This window comes from Antarcticirhabdus aurantiaca, assembly GCF_009765365.1.
Classification (GTDB): Bacteria; Pseudomonadota; Alphaproteobacteria; order Rhizobiales; family Rhizobiaceae; genus Antarcticirhabdus; species Antarcticirhabdus aurantiaca.
The window spans coordinates 61319-81463 of the sequence record NZ_VTOM01000026.1; the positions used below are offsets into that span (position 1 = coordinate 61319).

Genomic DNA, 20145 nt, shown 5'->3' on the forward strand with positions numbered 1-20145 from the left:
CCGATGGCCGACAGCAGGCACGACTTCGAGACGATCCGGCAGATCCAGACGGTTCTGACCCTGCACTTCGTCGATGGCCTCAAGCAGAACGAAATCGCCGAGGCGCTGAACCTGTCGGCCTCCAAGGTCAACCGGCTGATCGCGCAGGGGCGCAAGCTCGGCATGCTGAAGATCTCGGTGGAAAGTCCCTTTCAGCGGCTGGTGGAGATCGAAGGGCAGGTGCGCGAGAAGGGGAGCCTCGCGAGCGCCGTCGTGACGCCGACCGTTCCCGGCAGTCCCGAAAGCACCCTCCAGCAGGTCGGCCGCGTCGCCGCCGGCCAGCTCCTCGAGACCATCCGCGACGGCGACGTTCTCGCCATCACCGGCGGCAAGGCGATCAGCGCGATCGTCCAGAACCTTCAGCCGGAACGGGCCTTCGACGTGACCGTGGTGCCCCTGACCGGGGGCGTCCAGGGCAAGCACTACACCGACGTCAACCATCTGGCGGCACGCCTCGCCGAGAAGCTCGGCGGCTCGACAATGCTTCTCCACGCGCCGCTCTTCGCCGAAACCCGCGAGCAGCGCGACCTCCTTCTGGAGATGGCGCCGGTGAAGGCGGCATTCGACCTCGCCCGCCGGGCGGCGGTGGTGCTCGCCGGCATCGGATCGATCCGGGAGTCGGGGTCGAGCTACTACGACCTCCATCCCGACCGCAGCCCGGACCGTGACGCGCTCACGGCCAGCGGCGCGGCGGCGGAGTTCCTCGCCCACCTCATCCGCGACGACGGCAAGCTCGCCAGCTACGCCCTGAACGACCGCCTCGTCGCGCTCGCGCCGGCCGATCTCGGCCGCTGCCGATCGGTCATCGGCGTGGCGAGCGGCGCGGAGAAGGTGCGGCCGATCCGGGCCGTTCTGAATGGCGGCTATCTCAAGTCGCTGGTGGTGGACGAGGACACGGCCAACGCCCTCCTCAGCTTTAATGGAAGCATGCGCGATGTCGCCTGACATGTTGAACCGCGAAATCGGCGCCTCCGGCATCTCCGCCTCCGCCATCGGCCTCGGAACCTGGGCGATCGGCGGCTGGATGTGGGGCGGCACCGACGAGGCGCAATCCATCGCCGCCATCCAGGCCTCGATCGACGAGGGCGTATCGCTGATCGACACGGCGCCGGCCTACGGCAAGGGCCTGTCGGAGGAGATCGTCGGCAAGGCGATCAAGGGCCGAAGGGACAAGGTGGTGCTGGCGACGAAGCTCGGCCTCGTCTGGCACACCCGCAAGGGCAACCACTTCTTCGACTATGACGGCGAGCCAGTGCATCGCTATCTCGGAGCGGACTCGATCGTCTACGAAGTGGAGCAGAGCCTGCGCCGGTTGGGCGTCGACTGCATCGACCACTACATCACCCACTGGCAGGATCCGACGACCCCCATCGCCGAGACGATGGAGGCGCTGGAGCGCCTGAAGGTGCAGGGCAAGATCCGCTCGATCGGCGCGAGCAACGTGACCGTCGAGGACGTGCGCGCCTATCTCGCGGCCGGCCGGCTCGATGCCGTCCAGCAGGAATACAACATGATCGCGCGGGGCATCGAGGCCGATCTTCTGCCCTGCTGCATCGAGAACGACGTGTCGGTGCTGAGCTACTCCTCGCTCGCCCTCGGCCTCTTGTCGGGCAAGATCGGGCCGGAGCGCGAGTTCTCGGGCGACGACCAGCGGCGGGACAATCCCCGCTTCTCCCTCGAGAACCGCCGCAAGGTCGCGCGGCTGATGGAGGACGTGCGCTTCGTCGCCGAGGCGCACGACGCGAGCGAGGCGCAGGTCGTGATCGCCTGGACGCTCCAGCAGCCCGGCATCACCTTCGCCCTTTGTGGCGCCCGGACCGTCGAGCAGGCCCGCGAGAACGCACGGGCCGGCCGCATTCGGCTGGCTCCCGACGAGGTCGCCCAGATCAGTCGCGCCGCAAAGCTCCACCTCGTGAACCTCGACGGCTGAATCAAAGCCGCCTTTTTCGATCAACAGGAACGGTTGGCGCCCGCCGGCCGAACGGCGAAGCCATGCCCGATCAAAGAGCTGAGACCCTCGACGAGATCCGCGCCGATGCCGCGTTCGACGTCCTCGTCGTGGGCGGCGGCATCAACGGCATCGGCGTTTATCGCGACCTGTCGCTGCAGGACCTTCGGGTGCTGCTGGTCGAGCGGAACGACTTCTGCTCCGGCTGCAGCGCCGCGCCCTCGCGCATGATCCACGGCGGCTTGCGCTACCTGGAGAACGGCGAGTTCGAACTGGTGCGGGAATCCCTGCGCGAGCGCGACGCGCTTCTGACGAACGCGCCGCACATGGTCCGGCCGCTGCCGACCACGATCCCCGTGCGCTCGATCGGCTCGGGGCTCCTCAACGGCGCGGCCGGCCTTCTCGGCTGGACCGGCAAGCCCGCGCCGCGCGGCGCACTCGCGGTCAAGACGGGCCTTGCGCTCTACGATTGGATCACCCGCGCCCGCCGGCTCCTGCCCCGCCACGTCTTCCGGGGCGCCAAGGCGACCTTCGCCCGGTGGCCGGCGCTGGATCCGACGCTCCGCTTCTCGGCGACCTATTACGACGCCTGGATCAGCTATCCCGAGCGCCTCGGCGTCGAGCTTCTCCTCGACACGAAGCGGCTCGCCCCGCAAAGCGCCGCGCTGAACTACGCCGAGGTGCGTCCCGCCGGCGACGGGTTCGAGGTCCGCGACGGCGTCGGGGAAAACCGACTGGCGGTGACGGCGCGGATCGTCGTCAACGCGGCCGGCGCATGGCTCGACACGGCCGTCGCCGAACTGGACGGCGCAAACCGCCCGGTCGAGCGGCTCGTCGAGGGTACGAAGGGCTCGCACCTCATCCTCGACAACGCCCGGCTCCTCGAGGCGCTCGGCGGCCACATGATCTTCTTCGAGAACGCGGACGGCCGGGTCTGCATCATGTTCCCCTATCTCGGCCGCGTGCTCGTCGGCTCGACCGACATCCGCGTGGCAAAGCCCGAGCGCGTGCGCTGCGAGCCGGACGAGACGGCCTACATCCTGGCGGCGGCGCGCGAGGTGTTCCCCTCGATTCCGATCGACCCCGCCGACGTCGTCTACAGCTACAGCGGCATCCGGCCTCTGCCGAGAAGCGATCACGCCTTTACCGGCCGGATCTCGCGCGGGCACTCCGTCGCGCGCATCGAGGGCCGGGTGCCGCAGATCTGCATGGTCGGCGGCAAATGGACGACCTTCCGCGCCTTCGCCGAGCAGACGGCCGACGCCGTTTTGGCGGAGCTCGGGACCCCGCGTCGGCAGAGCACGCTGGAGCTGCCGATCGGCGGCGGCGCCGGCTTTCCCCGCGATGCCGAGGCGCTCGTCTCGGCGCTCGCCGCCGAATTCTCGATCTCGCTCGGGCGCGCCCGCCATCTCGTCGACCGCTACGGCAGCAGGGCGCGCCACGTCATCGCCTTCTGCCGGAACCGGCCGGACGACGTGGGGCTGGACGCCGGCATCGGCACGACGCTCGCGGAAGTCGTCTATCTCGCCCGGCACGAGCTCGTCGCGCGCGCCACCGACATCGTGTTCCGCCGCACCTCGCTCGCGATCCGGGGCGACGTCAGTCGGCCCGTCGTCGAGCGCGTCGCGCAGGCGCTGGCCGGCGAGCTCGGCTGGGATGCCGACCGGACGGCCAGCGAAGCGCAAACCGTCATCGAAGACCTCGTCACCTATCACGGCGTGTCGCGCGAAGCGCTCGACCGCCGCTCGAACTTGGGAGCAGTGCATGAAGATCAGCGCCAAGGCCCGGATGAACAGGATGTTCACCAACGGCAACTGTCTGGACGTCGCGCTTGACCACGGCGTCTGCAACGAGCCGAGCTTCCTCGCAGGCCTCGAAGACATGGCCGGCGTCGTCGGCGCGCTGATCGAAGCCAAGCCCGACGCCCTGCAGCTCGCCTACGGGCAGGCCGACCTCCTCCAGGCGCGTCCCGAGAAGGACAAGCCGGCCCTCGTCATGCGCATCGACATGGGCAATCCCTACAACGCCCAGCGCCATCGCGTGATGTGGTCGCATCTCCAGAACCACGAGGAGCCGATCCTCGGCGCGCTTGAGATGGACGCCGCCTGCGTGGTGGTGAACCTCTTCATGCTGCCGGACGAGCCGGACCTGTTCGGTCAGTGCGTGAAGAACATCAGCCGCGTTCGCGCCGCCTGCCACAAGTACGGCATGCCGCTGATGATCGAGCCGCTGGTCATGCTGCCCAACGACGTGCGCGGCGGCTACCAGGTGGACGGCGACGCCGAGAAGATCGTGACGCTGGTGCGCCTCGCCGCCGAGATGGGCGCCGACATCATCAAGGCCGATCCGACCGACCGGGCGGAGGATTTCCACCGCGTGGTCGAGGCGGCACGGGTGCCGGTGCTCGTTCGCGGCGGTGGCAAGGAGGACCTCAAGACCGTGCTCGCCAAGTCTTCGGCCTTGCTTCGCCAAGGGGCGAAGGGGCTGGTCTACGGCCGCAACATCTATCAGCACGACAATCCGAGGGCGGTGGTGAACGCGCTGATGGCGATGATCCATTCGGGCGCCGGCGGCGAGGAAGCCTGGGAGATCTACAACAATGGCTGACCGGGAGAGCTTCATCCTCGGCCTCGACGCCGGGAACACGGTCATCAAGGCGGTGCTCTTCGACCTTTCGGGCCGCCAGATCGCCATGCGGGCGATCGACGGGCAGTCTCACAGCCCCAAGCCCGGGCACGTCGAGCGCGACCTGAACGAGCTGTGGCGCAACGCCCGCGATGCGATCCGCGGCTGCATCGACGAGGCCGGCATCAAGCCCGGGGCCATCGCCGCCGTCGGCTGCGCCGGCCACGGCAACGGGCTCTACCTCATCGACGGCGCGGGCAAGCCGCTTCTCGGCATCCAATCGCTCGATACGCGCGCGGCCCCGACGGCAGCGCGCCTCTCGGCACAGGCCGACGCGCTCCACGCGATCTGCCTCCAGAAGCCCTGGCCGGCCCAGACGCCGACGCTGCTCGCCTGGGTCAAGGAGTACGCGCCGGACACCTATCGCGACGCCGGCACGATCATGCTGTGCAAGGACTTCGTGACCTTCCGCCTGACCGGCGAGCGCGTCAGCGACGTGTCCGACATGTCGGGCGCGGGCTTCGTGCGCATGCCCGGAGCCGAATACGATGCCGAGCTCCTCGGCCTTTACGGACTGGAGGACGCGGCGCCCAAGCTCCCGCGCCTTCTCGATCCCGCCGACATAGCCGGCCGCGTGAGCGCCGAGGCCGCGTGGGAAACGGGCCTCGCCGAGGGCACGCCGGTCATCGCCGGCTACTTCGACGTGGTGTCGAGCGCCATGGGGGCCGGCGTCGTGCGGCCGGGCGAGGCGTCGATCATCGTCGGGACCTGGTCGATCAACCAGACCTTCTCGAAAGAACCGGTGAACGATCCGGAGGTCTTCATGGCCGCCCGCTTCGGCCCCGGCCGCTTCGTCAACATCGAGTCGAGCGCCACCTCGGCGGCCAATCTCGAATGGTACGTGCGCGAGCTGGTCGAGCGCGGCCACCATCACGACGATCCGTTCGGCCACTGCAACGAGCGGGTCGGCACGGTCGCGCCCGCCCCGGACGATCCGATCTTCCACCCCTTCCTCTACGGGTCGCGCCTCGGCGCCGATCATCGCGCCGGCTTCTACGGCGTCGCCGGCTGGCATACGGAGGGCCACCTGCTGCGCGCCCTGTTCGAGGGCGTGATGTTCGAGCATCGGCGCCACATCGACGTCCTGCGCCGCTCGGGACTCACGATCGACACGGCCGTCCTGTCGGGCGGCGGGTCGCGCAGCCCGCACTGGCCGCAGATCTTCGCCGACGGCCTCGGCCTGCCGATCACGGTGCCCGAGGCGCGCGAGACCGGCGCGCTGGGGGCCGCCATCGGCGCGAGCCTCGCGGCGGGCCTCTTCCCGGACTACGAAGCGGGGGTTTCCGCGATGACGCGGGCGCGGGCGGTCTACACCCCCGATCCGGCCATGAAGGCGCACTACGACCGGCGCTACCGGGCATTCCTGGCGCTGTCCGAGGCGCTGTCCTCCTTCTGGAGCGAGCAGGCCGTCGGCGGTCACGCCGCGTGAGGCCAGGGGCGCCGCCCCGCCGGCCGGTCCCGCGATCGGCCGCGCCGGCCGGGCGCGCCCCGCCAAAGATCCAGGTTCAGCGCGACCGCGCCGGAGTCGAAGACGATGAGCAATAGGGCTTCCACGCAGGAGCGGGTCGATCTCGGCGACTACGATGACATCGTGGTCGGTGCGGGCTCGGCCGGCTGCGTCCTCGCCAACCGGCTGAGCGCCGATCCCGCCCGGCGGGTGCTGCTGCTCGAGGCCGGCGGGTCGGACCGCTACCACTGGATCCACATCCCGGTCGGCTACCTCTACTGCATGGGCAATCCGCGCACCGACTGGGGCTATTCGACCGTGGCGGAGACGGGCCTCAACGGGCGCAGCCTCGCCTATCCCCGCGGCAGGGTCATGGGCGGCTGCTCCTCGATCAACGGCATGATCTACATGCGCGGCCAGGCGGCCGACTACGACCATTGGCGCCAGCTCGGAAACGTCGGCTGGGGCTGGGACGACGTGCTGCCGCTCTTCGTGAAGTCGGAGAACCATCACGGGTCGGGCGGGCCGTTCCACGGCCAAGACGGCGAGCTGCGCGTCGAGAAGCAGCGCCTGTCCTGGCCGATCCTCGACGCGATCCGCGAGGCGGCCGAGGAACTCGGCGTGCCGCAGATCGACGACTTCAACGCCGGCGACAATCTCGGTTCGTCCTATTTCGAGGTGACGCAGAAGGCGGGGTTCCGCTTCAACGCCACGCGCGCCTTCATCGCGCCGATCCGGCACCGGAAGAACCTGCGCATCCTGACCAAGGCGCAGGTCGAGCGCATCCGCATCGAGGACGGCCGCGCCGCCGGCGTGGACCTTCTCCTGGACGGCCGGCCGGCGCGCGCCGCGGCGCGCGGCACCGTGGTGATGGCGGCCGGCGCGATCGGCACGCCGCAGCTCCTGCAGCTGTCGGGCATCGGACCGGGCGAGCTCCTGCGCCGGCACGGCATCGACGTCCTCGTCGATCGGCCCGCGGTCGGCGAGAACCTCCAGGACCACCTGCAGATCCGCACCGCCTTCCGCATCACCGGGGCCCGCACCCTCAACGAATGGCAGGCCACGCTTTTCGGCAAGGCGCAGATCGGCTTGCAATACGCGCTGAAGCGCTCCGGACCCATGGCCATGGCACCGAGCCAGCTGGGCATCTTCATGAAGTCCGATCCGCGCTTCGAGACCGCCAACATCGAGTTCCACGTCCAGCCGCTCTCGCTCGACCGGTTCGGCGACCCGCTGCACCCGTTTCCGGCGATCACGGTTTCCGTCTGCAACCTTCGACCGGACTCGCGCGGGAGCGTGCATATCGTTTCTCGCGATCCGCGGGCGCACCCCGCGATCGCGCCGAACTACCTATCCGCCGAAAGCGACCGGCAGGTTGCGGCCGATTCTATCCGGGCCGCGCGGCGCCTGATGGCGACGTCGCGCCTCGAGCGCCACCGGCCCGAGGAGTTCAAGCCGGGAACGCATCTCCAGACCGACGCCGATCTGGCGCAGGCCGCCGGCGATATCGCGACCACGATCTTCCACCCCGTCGGCACGGCGCGGATGGGCGTCGACGCGGATGCCGTGGTCGATCCGCAGCTGCGCCTGCGCGGGGTGGCGGGTTTGCGCGTCGCCGACTGCTCGATCATGCCGACGATCGTCTCCGGCAACACCCACGCCCCGGCGGTGATGATCGCGGAGAAGGCTGCGCAGCTGATTCACGCCGGCCGTTGACGCTCACGGAACGGGCAGGGCGCTCGGGCTCGCCCGGTCACCGATCCTTCCACGACGGCGGCGGCGAGGACATGACGCCGAGGCGTGCCGGTTTCCGGTCATGCATGTCGCCGTCTTTAGGGCTCGCATCGACGCTGTCCGACCATCTCTGCCGCAGAGACCTATGGACGCGAGCGTGATTTCGGTGTCCTAGCAAACGTCGCCGGCGGGAAGCTCGAAAGAGGCCGCCCGCCGATGAACCGTCTATCAACAGCGCGTCGACCGTGGCACCAAGCGCTGCGGGCAGATATCAACACGATCGAGGCTTCGAGGATCGTTTCGATTTCGGCCGAAGTCGATACGAGCCTTCGGGCGGGGGGATGCAGGCCATGAGGATAGGGGCTCCGCGCGAATACGCGAAGGGCGAAGGGCGTGTCGCGATGACGCCGGAGAGCGCCGCGCAGCTTCAGAAGCTGGGCCACTCCTGCGCGGTCGAAAGCGGGGCGGGTCTGACCGCCGGCTTCACCGACGAGAGCTATCGCGCCGCCGGCGTCGAGGTCGTGCCGACGGCCGAGGCGCTGTGGGCAGGCGCCGACGTCATCGTCAAGGTGCGCCCGCCCGTCGAGGCCGAGGTCGACCGCCTATCGGCCGGCAAGACGCTGATCTCCTTCTTCTACCCCGCCCAGAACAAGGATCTCCTGGAGCGCTGCCGGGCGACGGGCGCCACCGTGGTCGCCATGGACATGGTGCCGCGCATCAGCCGGGCCCAGAAGATGGACGCCCTGTCCTCCATGGCCAACATCGCCGGCTACCGCGCGGTGATCGAGGCGGGCGCGAACTTCGGCCGCTTCTTCACCGGCCAGGTGACGGCGGCGGGCAAGGTGCCGCCGGCCAAGGTCCTCGTCATCGGCGCGGGCGTCGCGGGCCTCGCCGCCATCGGCGCGGCCACAGCGCTCGGCGCCGTGGTCTACGCCTTCGACGTGCGCCCGGAGGTCGCCGAGCAGATCGAATCGATGGGCGCCGAGTTCGTTTACCTCGACTTCGCGAGCGAGCAGCAGGACGGCGCGGCGACGGGCGGCTACGCCGCGCCCTCCAGCCCCGAGTTCCGCGAGGCGCAGCTCAAGAAGTTCCGCGAGCTCGCGCCCGACATGGACATCGTCGTCACCACGGCGCTCATTCCCGGCCGCGACGCGCCCAAGCTCTGGCTCGCCGACATGGTCGCGGCGATGAAGCCCGGCTCGGTCATCGTGGATCTGGCCGCCGAGCGCGGCGGCAACTGCGAACTGACGGTGGCCGACGAGAAGATCGTCTCGCCGAACGGCGTCACGGTCGTCGGCTACACCGACTTCCCGAGCCGCATGGCCTCGCAGTCCTCCTCGCTCTATTCCACCAACATCCGCCACATGCTGTCGGACCTGACGCCCGCCAAGGACGGGCGGATCGTCCACAACATGGAGGACGACGTCATCCGCGGCGCCACCGTCGCCTTCGAGGGGGCCGTCACCTATCCGCCGCCGCCGCCGAAGGTGCAGGCGATCGCGGCGCAGAAGCCGAAGGAAAAGGCCCGCGAGCTCACGGCCGAGGAAAAGCGCGCGGCCGAGGTCGCGGCCTTTCGCCGGCAGACGCGCTCGCAGCTGACGCTCCTCGTCGGCGGCACGCTCGTCGTGCTCGCCATCGGCGCGGTGGCGCCGGCGAGCTTCATGGCGCATCTCATCGTCTTCGCGCTCGCCTGCTTCGTCGGCTTCCAGGTCATCTGGAACGTGTCCCACGCGCTGCACACGCCGCTGATGGCGGTCACGAACGCCATCTCGGGCATCATCGTCCTCGGCGCCCTTCTCCAGATCGGCTCCTCGTCCTGGCTCGTGGTGGTTCTCGCCGCGCTCGCCGTCCTCATCGCCTCGATCAACATCGTCGGCGGCTTCCTGGTCACGCGCCGGATGCTCGCCATGTTCCAGAAGTCCTGAGGGTCCGGCGATCATGAGTCTCGGCATCGTCTCGGCCGCCTACATCGCGGCGGCCATCCTCTTCATCCTCTCGCTCGGCGGCCTGTCGGGCCAGGAAAGCGCCAAGCGCGCCGTCTGGTACGGCATCGCCGGCATGGCGCTGGCGATCGTCGCCACCGTCTTCGGGCCGGGCAGCGGCCATCTCTGGCTCGTGCTCCTGATGTTCGCGGTCGCCGCGGTGATCGGGCAGCAGGTCGCAAGCCGCGTCCAGATGACGGAAATGCCGCAGCTCGTCGCGGCGCTCCACTCCTTCGTCGGCCTCGCGGCCGTCCTCATCGGCTTCAACGCGCACCTGGAATACCAGGCGGTGCTGGCGATGGAGCCGGCGGCGCGCGAGGCGCTCACCGGCTTTGCCGGCGTGCTCGCCCACAAGACCGGCGTCGAGATCGGCATCCTGAAGGTCGAGGTCTTTCTCGGCGTCTTCATCGGCGCGGTCACCTTCACCGGCTCGGTGGTGGCCTTCGGCAAGCTCGCCGGCAAGGTGGACGGCAAGGCGAAAAAGCTGCCGGGCGGGCACATGCTGAACGCCGGCGCCGCGATCCTCTCGCTGCTGCTCCTGATCCTCTACGTCAACGGCGCGGGCTTCTGGGCCCTCGGGCTGATGACGCTGCTGGCCTTCTTCATCGGCTACCACCTCATCATGGGCATCGGCGGCGCCGACATGCCGGTGGTGGTGTCGATGCTGAACAGCTATTCCGGCTGGGCGGCGGCGGCGATCGGCTTCACGCTGGGCAACGACCTCCTGATCGTCACCGGCGCCCTCGTCGGCTCGTCGGGCGCGATCCTCTCCTACATCATGTGCAAGGCGATGAACCGCTCCTTCGTGTCGGTCATCCTCGGCGGCTTCGGCGCGACCTCGACGGGCCCGGCCGCGGCGATCGAGGGCGAGCAGGTCGCGATCGACGCCGATGGCGTCGCGGCCGCGCTCAACGACGCCGACAGCGTCATCATCGTCCCCGGCTACGGCATGGCGGTGGCCCAGGCCCAGCAGTCCGTGTCGGAACTGACGCGGCGCCTGCGCGCCAAGGGCAAGACCGTGCGCTTCGCCATCCACCCCGTCGCCGGCCGCCTGCCGGGCCACATGAACGTGCTTCTCGCCGAGGCCAAGGTTCCCTACGACATCGTCCTGGAGATGGACGAGATCAACGAGGACTTCCCCGAAACCGACGTCGCCATCGTCATCGGCTCGAACGACATCGTCAACCCGGCGGCGCAGGACGATCCCAACTCGCCCATCGCGGGAATGCCGGTGCTGGAGGTGTGGAAGGCACGCCACGTCTTCGTCTCGAAGCGCGGGCAGGGGGCCGGCTATTCCGGCATCGAGAATCCGCTCTTCTACAAGGACAACACCCGGATGTTCTACGGCGACGCCAAGGCCTCGCTCGACAGTCTGCTGCCGAAGATCGCCTGAAGCCGCCTCGGCTCGTCCGGCTTCTGCCGGCAGGCGCTTTTGCCTGCCGGCAGCACGCTGGCGCGGATGAAGACGCGCCGCGGGGGCGACGCCGAGGTCCACCTCGCGCGTCGCCAACCACCTCAACTGCCGCCAGCAAGCCCACTATGCAAGAGACTCCGCCCCTATATAGCAGATGCACCAACGATCAGGTCGAGCGTCATCGACTGTGATGCTATGCTGCGGGTATGGAGAAGTTCCGAGCCGCACGCACCGACACCTTCGAGCACACGTTGACGAAGAGGGCGATGGCCGCGAGGAGGTCAACGAAGGCCATCTTGCGGGAATGGAAGATGGTGCCGTTCGTCACCGAGAACTGGGCGTAGCAGGCGGCGCACTTGAAGCGGCGGCGCGTGGCGATGTGATAGACGCGCACGCAGGCGCAGCGCAGGCAGACCGGCTTGCCAGCGGACGAAGCCCAGCGGATCGCCTTGAGCTGCTCGTAAGCCTTCTCCTCGCCGGCCTTGTAGATGGCGCGCAGCGAGAGGGTGCGGCAGGCTGCCGTGAGAAGGAAATGCTGCGCCATTGTCATCATATCCGGTGCGTGTGCATCAAATATGATAACGGCTTGTCACCGCATCAAGGGCAAAAGCATCTCAGACGATGACAAACGCATCGCCGAGCGTTATGTCCTATGCCGGCGCGTCGCAATGGGTGCTTGCATGGTCGAGCGGACTGACTGGGAAGAGCGAGCCAAGGGGATTATCCGGGGCGAGATGGCCCGGCGAAGTGTCACTTACGCCCAGCTAGTCGAGAAGCTGGCGGCAATCGGCGTGGAGGAGAACGAGCGCAACCTTCGCAACAAGGTTAGCCGCGGCAAGTTCACGGCTGGGTTCCTTATCCAAGTACTTGTTGCGCTCGATGCCAAGCGACTCAACTTGGAGGACGCCTAGCTCGCTCTTGGTTTGATCGCGACAGGGCGCAGCATCACTATCTGATTGCTATAGAGGAAGTTGTCCGCGCGAGACACTGTAACCCCATCCCAAAGCGGAAGTCGAACTTTTTGATCCGGGAAGCGAATTGATTGAACGCTGATGTCTAGCTCTTCTAGGATGAATGAAATCGAGTTGTCGCCGTGCAACTCTTCAAATGCGGCTACGATATCCTCTCCTACACGGCAGCGAGCCGACAAATAGAACGCTTTGTATGGCTCGATCTTGTTGAGCGAAGGGTTGTCGACCAACCAAGCCGACATGATTGTAGTGGTCAACTTGGTTGGATTGCTGCCTACGTTCACCTCAATCCTGCCTGTCACTTCTCGCACCAAGATACTGGCGCCACTGCCGTTGAAGCTGTGAATATAGAACTCAAGCTCGCGTCGGTCTAGCAAGTCTCGCGTATCAACACGTACAAGGCCAACATGAAGGCGATCGCCGACCAAATCGGGTGGGTCGGATATCTTTCCTGTTGCTACCCCCATCAGACCTGATTTTACAGTCACTGGCGCTAAGGTGCCTCCAGGGGGCGATGATGGGCCACCAGTGACCGGTTTCATCTTGCGATAGGCCATGGCGAACAAAAAGGCTGCGGCGGCGACCACGAGCGCAAGCCCGCAGGCGCTAAAGATGCCGAAAATGAGAACGGCGGCCCAGCCTTGCGACGATACCGCTTCCCAGAAGGCTCCGAGCGCGCTCATAACAGCGGACCCGCCAGCGAGGGCCCACAGCCATCGCAAAGCTGGCTCCCAATAGCCGAACCGGTCAACGTTCTTGTCGGCAATCCCGAAGAGGCGAAGGAGCTTTCCCATGCACAACCACTAGCCGGGAGCGCCCGCGCTTGTGGAGTCTTAAAACATTCCCGTGCGCGCATCGGCGCTGTCATTTCTTTAGGACCGCCCCGGCAACAGACGCTTCGTGCATCTGCTACATAGGGGCGCGAGACTCCGACCGGGCCACCGAATGGGGCAGGCCGCGAGCGCTCATAGGGCGACCACAGCGATCAGAGCCGTGCTCAGCAGAGCAACGCCGACAATTGCCCAATGCATTCGTCGAGCTGGCCTGATGAGGGGAGACCCGGATGCGAGTGCCCGCTCCAGATGCCGGATCGCCTCGGCCCGGAAAGGTCCGATCTGCTTCGAAACGCCGTGCGGTCGGAGCAACGACGAGCGCAAAGGCGCACGCCCGCGTTCGCTTGACTCCCGACGCACCTCTCGCAAGCGGCAAGCAGCACCGCTTCGCGGGCGAGCGTTGAGGCGTACCATTCGCCTGAGCCGCGACAATCTCTCGATATTATAGACCTAAAATAATATGGTTGATCGTCGTGCATTGCAGTGTCATGCTCAAAATCTAGCCCCGGCCGCGGGCGCGCTGATTGAAGCATGGGATCTGAGGCATGCTGGGTCCGACCGGACACGCCGATACCTTCGCGCGAGACAACCTTCCCGCGATCGAGGACTGGCCGGTGATTGAGGCCGGTCCCTTCCGCTATCCCGAATGGCTGAATGCGGGTGTCGAGCTGACGGACCGCATGGTCGAGCGCGGCTTCGGTGATCGCGTCGCGCTGATCGGCAACGGGCGGGAGCGCACCTATCGCGAGCTGGCGGACTGGACGAACCGCCTCGCCCACGCGCTCGTGGACGATCTCGGCATCCGCCCCGGCAATCGCGTCCTCATCCGCTCGGGCAACAATCCGGCGATGGTGGCCGCCTGGCTCGCCGTCACCAAGGTCGGCGCCGTCGCGGTCAACACCATGCCCATGCTGCGGGCGGGCGAACTCGCCAAGATCGTCGACAAGGCCGAGATCGCCTTCGCCCTCTGCGACGCGCGCCTCCTCTCCGAGATCGAGGCTGTGGCGGCCGACAGCCGCTTCCTCAAGCGCGTCGTCGCCTTCGACGGCACCGCCTCCCACGATGCCGAGCTGGATCGGCTGGCGCTCGGCAAGCCGACCGTGTTCGCGGCCCCGCCGGTCGGGCGCGACGACGTGGCTCTTCTCGGCTTCACCTCCGGCTCCACGGGCGTGCCGAAGGCCACGATGCACTTCCATCGCGACCTCCTGATCATCGCCGACGCCTATGCGAGGGAAGTGCTGCAGGTGGGGCCGGACGACGTCTTCGTCGGCTCGCCGCCGCTTGCCTTCACCTTCGGCCTCGGGGGCCTCGCGATCTTCCCCTTGCGCTTCGGCGCGGCCGCGATCCTCGTGGAGGACGCGACGCCCCCGCGGCTCGTGGAGATCATCCGGGGCAGGGGGGCGACGATCGTCTTCACCGCGCCCACCGCCTATCGCGCGATGCTGGCCGCCTCCGCCGATCCGCGAACCGACTTCGCATCGGTGCGCATCGCCGTTTCGGCCGGCGAAACGCTGCCCGCCCCGATCTTCGAGGAGTGGACGGCGCGCACCGGCAAGCCGATCCTCGACGGGATCGGCGGCACCGAGATGCTGCACATCTTCATCTCCAACCGCCTCGACGACGCCCGGCCCGGCTGCACCGGCCGCCCGCTCTCCGGCTACGAGGCGCGCATCGTCGACGACGAGATGCGCGAGGTGCCGCGCGGAACGGTCGGGCGCCTCGCCGTGCGCGGGCCGCTCGGCTGCCGCTACCTCGCCGACGTGCGCCAGCGCGACTTCGTGCGCGCGGGCTGGAACCTTACCGGCGACGCCTTCGTGCAGGACGAGGACGGCGCCTTCCACTTCCGCGCGAGAACCGACGACATGATCGTCTCGGCGGGCTACAACATCGCCGGCCCCGAGGTCGAATCGGCGCTGCTCAAGCATCCCGCCGTGCGCGAATGCGCGGTCATCGGCCGGGACGACGCGGAGCGCGGCACCATCGTCGAGGCCCACGTGGTGCTGGAGCCCGGCGCGACCGGCGACGAGGCGATGGTGAAGGTTCTCCAGGACCACGTGAAGGCGGTGATCGCGCCCTACAAGTATCCCCGCTCGGTGGTCTTCCTGGACGCCCTGCCGAAGACCGAATCCGGCAAGGTCCAGCGCTTCCGCCTGCGCGCCGGCCCGGCCGGCGCCGCGACCCCGCCGGGGGCCGCCCTCCTCGCCGCCGCCACCTGATACGCTTCGCCTGCCGCCCTTCGCTCCGCCCGACAGCACAAAGGATGCCCCGATGAAGACGACGACCGCCGCCCTGACGGCTCTTGCGCTCCTGACCGGCCTCGGTGCCGCCGCCGCCGATCCCTTGAAGATCGGCATGATCACGACGCTGTCGGGGCCGGGCGCGGGGCTGGGCATCGACACGCGCGACGGCTTCATGCTGGCGGTCAAGCAGTCGGGCGTGACGGATGTCGAGGTGCTGGTGGAGGACGACGGCCAGAAGCCGGAGCTCGCCGTTCAGATCGCCGACAAGATGATCCAGAGCGAGGATGTCGGCGTCCTCACCGGCATCGTCTTCTCCAACCTCCTGATGGCGGTCGCGCCCTCGGTGACGGCGCAGGACAAGTTCTACGTCTCCACCAACGCCGCCCCGGCCGCGCTCGCCGGCAAGGGCTGCAACCCGCTCTACTTCAACGCCGCCTATCAGAACGACAATCTTCACGAGGCGATGGGCGAGTATGCCAATCGCGACCACAAGACCATGTTCATCATGGCGCCGAACTACCCGGCGGGTAAGGACTCGCTGACCGGCTTCAAGCGCTACTACAAGGGCGAGATCGCGGGCGAGCTCTATACCCAGGTCGGCCAGACCGACTATGCCGCCGAGATCGCGCAGATCCGCGCCTCGGGCGCCGACGGCGCCTTCGTCTTCCTGCCGGGCGGCATGGGCATCGCCTTCATGAAGCAGTACGCCCAGTCCGGCTCGACCGTGCCGGTGATGGGCCCGGGCTTCTCCTTCAGCCAGGACGTCCTCGGCGCCATCGGCCAGGCGGCGCTCGGCGTGAAGAACTCCGGCCAATGGGCCAAGGACCTCGACAACCCGGCGAGCAAGCAGTTCCTCGAAGCCTTCCAGGCCGAGTACAACCGCCTGCCGTCGATCTACGCGGTGCAGGCCTACGACGCGGCCCAGCTCATCCTGTCCGCCCACAAGACCGCCGAGCCCTCGGACACGGAGGCGTTCCGCGCGGCGCTGCTCAAGGCCGACATCCAGTCGCCGCGCGGCAAGTTCTCCTTCAACACCAACCAGCACCCGATCCAGGACATCTACCTGACCGAGGTGGTGGACGAGAACGGCACGCTCACCAACCACATCGTGGAGAAGATCTTCTCTGACCACGGCGACGCCTACGCCGCCGAATGCCAGATGTGACGAGACGCTAGGTCCTTGTCCCCCGCGCTTCTGGTCGAGCAGCTCCTGAACGGACTTCAGCTCGGCGTCATGCTCTTCCTGATGTCGGCCGGGCTGACGCTGATCTTCGGCGTCATGGGGCTGATCAACCTGGCGCACGGCTCCTTCTACATGGTGGGAGCCTTCGCCTGCGCCGCGATCGCCGCGGCCACCGGGTCGTTCTGGGCAGGGCTCGCCGCGAGCCTCGCCGGGGCGGCCGCGGCGGGCGTGCTGGTGGAGGTCGCCATCATCCGGCGGCTCTACGATCGCGACCATCTCGACCAGGTGCTCGCGACCTTCGCGCTGATCCTGATCTTCTCCGAAGGCACGCGCTGGCTCTTCGGCTCCTTTCCGCTCTACCTCGACATTCCGCCGCTCCTGCAATGGGCGGCGACGCTGCCGGGCGGCCTGCAATATCCGGTCTACCGCCTGGCGGTGATCGGTCTCGGCGTCGCCGTCGCGCTCGGGCTCTTTCTCCTGATCTCCCGCACGCGCCTCGGCATGCGCATCCGCGCGGGCGAGAACGACCGGGAGATGATCGCCGCGCTCGGCGTCGACATCCGCCGGCTCAACACGATCGTCTTCGCCCTCGGCGCGGCGCTCGCGGGCCTTGCCGGCGCCACCGTCGGCGCGCTCCAGTCGGTGCAGGTCGGTATGGGCGAGCCGGTGCTGATCCTCGCCTTCGTGGTCATCGTGATCGGCGGAATCGGCTCGGTGCGCGGCGCGCTTCTCGGTGCGCTCCTCGTCGGCCTCGTCGACACGGCCGGGCGCTTCTTCCTGCCGCGCATCGCCGGGCTCTTCGTGCCGCCGGCCGAAGCCGGCCTGGTCGGCAGCGGCATCGCCTCCATGCTGATCTACGTCGTCATGGCGCTGATCCTCGCACTGCGGCCGAAGGGGCTGTTCGCGTCCCATGCCTGAGCGCTCCTTCGTCCCTTCCCGCGGCCTCGTGGCGAGCCTCGCGGTGATCGCCCTGCCGCTCGCCTTGGCCCTGTGGGCGAGCTTTGCCGGCGAGACCTTCTATGTCACGCTCGCCACCCGCATCGCGATCCTCGGCCTTGCCGCGACGGGGCTGAACCTCGCGCTCGGCCTCGGCGGGCTCGTCTCGCTCGGCCACGCCGCCTTCTTCGGCATCGGCGGCTACGTGGCCGGCATCGTCGCGTCGCACGCCATGGAGGGCACCTCCGTTCTCGGCCTGCCGGCGATCTCCGAAATGGCCTATGTCTGGCTCCTCGCGGCCGTCGCCGCCGGCCTCTTCGCGCTGGTCATGGGGGCGATCAGCCTTCGCACCAGCGGCGTCGCCTTCATCATGATCACGCTTGCCTTCGCGCAGATGATCTTCTACCTCGCCATCGCCTGGCCGGGCTATGGCGGCGAGGACGGACTGCCGATCACGCTGCGCAACGGCTTCTTCGGCCTGCGCACCATGCGGCCGATGCCCTTCTTCCTGATATCCTTCGGCGCGCTCCTGTTCGGCCTCGCACTCTTCGCGGTGCTCAAGGCCTCGCGCTTCGGCGCGGCGCTCCAGGCGGCGCGCCAGAACGGCGTGCGCCTCGCTTCGCTCGGCGTCGAGCCGTTCCGCATCCGGCTCGTCGCCTTCGTCCTGTCCGGCATGATCACGGCGCTCGCCGGCGCCCTCTACGCCGACCTCAACCGCTTCGTCAGCCCCTCCATGCTGTCCTGGCACATGTCGGGCGAGCTGATCGTGCTCGTGGTGCTGGGCGGGGTCGGGCGGCTCGCCGGGCCGCTCGCGGGCGCGACGCTCTACGTCCTTCTGGAACACGTCCTCGGCGGGCTGACCGAGCGCTGGCAGTTCTTTCTCGGCCTCGCGCTCCTCGCCGTCGTGCTTCTCGGGCGCGGCGGCCTGATGAGCCTCCTCGCGCCCAAGGGAGTCCGGCATGGCTGAGCCGATCCTCGGCGTCTCCGGCCTTCGCAAGACCTTCGGCGCGCTGAAGGTGACGGACGGCGTCAGCCTCGACCTGCGGCCCGGCGAGATCCACGCGCTGATCGGGCCGAACGGGGCGGGCAAGTCGACGCTGATCCACCAGATCTGCGGCTCGCTCGCGCCCGACGAGGGCCGCGTGTTCTTCGAGGGCCGCGACGTGACGGCCTCGACGCCGGCGGCGCGGGCCCGGGCCGGGCTCGGCCGCACCTTCCAGGTCTCCACCGTGATCCCCGAATTCACCGCGCTCGGCCACGCCATGCTGGCCGTCCAGGCGCGGCAGGGCACGAGCTTCCGCTTCCTGCGGCCTGTCGCCGGCGACCGCTCGCTGCGCGAGCCCGCCATGGCCGCGCTCGCCCGGGTCGGGCTGGAGAACCGGGCGCATGTTCCCGCCGCCGTCCTGTCGCACGGCGAGCGCCGGCGGCTGGAGGTCGCGCTGGTCCTCGCGCTCGGCTCCAAGGCGCTGCTGATGGACGAGCCGATGGCGGGCATGGGCTCGGAGGGCTCGCGCGAGCTCACCGCCCTCCTGTCCGAGCTGCGCCGCGAGGCGCCGATCCTGATGGTGGAGCACGACATGGACGCGGTCTTCGCGCTCGCCGACCGCATCTCGGTGCTCGTCTACGGGCGCATCGTGGCGACCGGCACGCCCGACGAGATCCGGCGCGATCCCGTGGTGCGCCAGGCCTATCTCGGCGACGAGGCGAGCTGACCCATGACCCCGCTCCTCGAAATCTCCGACCTCACGGCCTTCTACGGGGCGAGCCAGGCGCTCTTCGGCGTCGACCTCGCGGTGAACGAGGGCGAGGTCGTGGCGCTCGCCGGGCGCAACGGAATGGGCAAGACGACGACGATCCGCGCCGTCTGCGGCCTTGCGACGGCGCGCGCCCGCGCCTTGCGCTTCGCCGGGCGGGACCTGTCCGGCGTGGCGCCCCACAAGATCGCCCGTCTCGGCCTCGGCCTCGTGCCGGAAGGGCGGCGCTGCTTCCGCTCGCTCAGCGTGCGCGAGAACCTCCTCGTCGCCGCGCGGAAGGGGCCCTGGACGCTGGCGCGCGTCGAAGCGCTGTTTCCGCGCCTCGCCGAGCGGCGCGACCAGTCGGCGGGGCTTCTGTCGGGCGGCGAGCAGCAGATGGTGGCGATCGGCCGCGCGCTGATGACCAATCCGCGCCTCCTCGTCCTTGACGAGGCGACGGAGGGGCTGGCGCCTCTGATCCGCCACGAGATCTGGTCCGCCATCCGCGCGCTGAAGGGCGAGAGCCTGTCGATCATCGTCGTCGACAAGACCCTGTCCGAGCTGCTGCCCGTCGCCGACCGCTGCACGGTTCTGGCCAACGGCCGCACCGTCTGGACCGGCCGCCCAGCCGATCTCGACCGCGACATGCAGGTTCGCTATCTCGGAGTCTGAGGGTCAGGCGGCTCGCGAGCGACAGGCATCACCGACGCTCTAGTAAGCCGGCTTTTATCTCCGCCGAGCCATCGAGGAGCGAAGTGGCTGAGCTTCCCCGGGAGCGTATGAGCGTCCCACGCGAGTCCGGTCGTCCAAAACCGCGACGAGGCGGACGTCCGGCAGCAGAAGGATCAGGTACATCAGCGCGGCGGCGATGAGCGGCGAGGTGGTCGGCGCTCCGGCATCCGTCGCCTGCTTGAGCAGGCCTGTTACGGCGGCCATGGAGACAAGCGAGATGTCCTAGCGATCGCGACGGCGTTCGATGTAGAGAGTGGCGCGCCCGAAA

General features: G+C 68.5%; 16 protein-coding genes and 1 pseudogene. 15 read left to right on the plus strand and 2 right to left on the minus strand.

Annotated features, from left to right (window positions below; genetic code table 11):
* The first annotated feature begins 3 nt into the window (after positions 1-3).
* From FZN60_RS24185 to FZN60_RS24220, 8 genes are all read left to right on the plus strand, one after another.
* Positions 4-984, plus strand: coding sequence for a sugar-binding transcriptional regulator (locus FZN60_RS24185; RefSeq protein ID WP_158876083.1), 981 nt, complete (start codon positions 4-6; stop codon positions 982-984).
* Complete coding sequence (locus FZN60_RS24190) at positions 974-1969, plus strand: aldo/keto reductase (RefSeq protein WP_158876084.1); 996 nt, start codon at positions 974-976, stop codon at positions 1967-1969. Before FZN60_RS24185 ends, FZN60_RS24190 begins: the two co-directional genes overlap by 11 nt.
* Positions 1970-2031: 62 nt before the next feature.
* A complete protein-coding gene (locus FZN60_RS24195) occupies positions 2032-3822 on the plus strand; it encodes a glycerol-3-phosphate dehydrogenase/oxidase (protein ID WP_158876085.1) in 1791 nt (596 codons plus the stop codon).
* Complete coding sequence (locus FZN60_RS24200) at positions 3752-4594, plus strand: class I fructose-bisphosphate aldolase (protein WP_158876086.1); 843 nt, start codon at positions 3752-3754, stop codon at positions 4592-4594. The genes FZN60_RS24195 and FZN60_RS24200 overlap by 71 nt, the downstream gene beginning before the upstream one ends.
* Positions 4587-6101 carry an FGGY-family carbohydrate kinase gene (locus FZN60_RS24205; protein ID WP_158876087.1) on the plus strand — a complete coding sequence of 505 codons (1515 nt, stop codon included), beginning with the start codon at positions 4587-4589 and terminating at the stop codon, positions 6099-6101. Before FZN60_RS24200 ends, FZN60_RS24205 begins: the two co-directional genes overlap by 8 nt.
* 105 nt (positions 6102-6206) lie before the next feature.
* On the plus strand, positions 6207-7835 hold the full coding sequence (locus FZN60_RS24210) for a GMC family oxidoreductase (protein ID WP_158876088.1): 1629 nt from the start codon (positions 6207-6209) through the stop codon (positions 7833-7835).
* Between the two features lie 368 nt (positions 7836-8203).
* Positions 8204-9778, plus strand: coding sequence for a Re/Si-specific NAD(P)(+) transhydrogenase subunit alpha (locus FZN60_RS24215; protein WP_158876089.1), 1575 nt, complete (start codon positions 8204-8206; stop codon positions 9776-9778).
* 13 nt (positions 9779-9791) lie between these two features.
* Complete coding sequence (locus FZN60_RS24220; RefSeq protein WP_158876090.1) at positions 9792-11228, plus strand: NAD(P)(+) transhydrogenase (Re/Si-specific) subunit beta; 1437 nt, start codon at positions 9792-9794, stop codon at positions 11226-11228.
* Positions 11229-11478: 250 nt separating this feature from the next.
* Here the strand turns inward: FZN60_RS24220 and FZN60_RS24225 are convergent.
* A pseudogene (locus FZN60_RS24225) lies at positions 11479-11793 on the minus strand (transposase); the annotation flags it as partial.
* Between the two features lie 136 nt (positions 11794-11929).
* Here FZN60_RS24225 and FZN60_RS24230 point away from each other — a divergent pair.
* Positions 11930-12160: a DUF6471 domain-containing protein gene (locus tag FZN60_RS24230; protein WP_158876092.1), complete on the plus strand. Its 231-nt coding sequence runs from the start codon at positions 11930-11932 to the stop codon at positions 12158-12160.
* On the opposite strand, the gene FZN60_RS24235 is transcribed toward FZN60_RS24230, so the two are convergent.
* Complete coding sequence (locus FZN60_RS24235; RefSeq protein ID WP_158876093.1) at positions 12157-13014, minus strand: hypothetical protein; 858 nt, start codon at positions 13012-13014, stop codon at positions 12157-12159. The two genes, FZN60_RS24230 and FZN60_RS24235, sit on opposite strands and share 4 nt — an antisense overlap.
* Positions 13015-13598: 584 nt before the next feature.
* Here FZN60_RS24235 and FZN60_RS24240 point away from each other — a divergent pair.
* Genes FZN60_RS24240 through FZN60_RS24265 form a run of 6 tightly spaced genes read left to right on the plus strand, consistent with a single transcriptional unit; the run spans position 13599 to position 19817 of the window.
* A complete protein-coding gene (locus FZN60_RS24240; RefSeq protein ID WP_158876094.1) occupies positions 13599-15269 on the plus strand; it encodes an AMP-binding protein in 1671 nt (556 codons plus the stop codon).
* A 52-nt stretch (positions 15270-15321) separates the two neighbouring features.
* On the plus strand, positions 15322-16458 hold the full coding sequence (locus tag FZN60_RS24245; protein ID WP_158876095.1) for an ABC transporter substrate-binding protein: 1137 nt from the start codon (positions 15322-15324) through the stop codon (positions 16456-16458).
* Between the two features lie 15 nt (positions 16459-16473).
* On the plus strand, positions 16474-17394 hold the full coding sequence (locus FZN60_RS24250) for a branched-chain amino acid ABC transporter permease (RefSeq protein WP_158876096.1): 921 nt from the start codon (positions 16474-16476) through the stop codon (positions 17392-17394).
* Positions 17387-18379 (plus strand): branched-chain amino acid ABC transporter permease, encoded by a 993-nt coding sequence (locus FZN60_RS24255; protein WP_158876097.1) that lies wholly within the window; start codon positions 17387-17389, stop codon positions 18377-18379. The genes FZN60_RS24250 and FZN60_RS24255 overlap by 8 nt, the downstream gene beginning before the upstream one ends.
* Complete coding sequence (locus tag FZN60_RS24260) at positions 18372-19124, plus strand: ABC transporter ATP-binding protein (protein WP_158876098.1); 753 nt, start codon at positions 18372-18374, stop codon at positions 19122-19124. The genes FZN60_RS24255 and FZN60_RS24260 overlap by 8 nt, the downstream gene beginning before the upstream one ends.
* A 3-nt stretch (positions 19125-19127) precedes the next feature.
* The gene (locus FZN60_RS24265; RefSeq protein ID WP_158876099.1) at positions 19128-19817 is read left to right on the plus strand and encodes an ABC transporter ATP-binding protein; all 690 of its coding nucleotides are present in this window, start codon (positions 19128-19130) and stop codon (positions 19815-19817) included.
* Positions 19818-20145 lie beyond the last annotated feature (328 nt).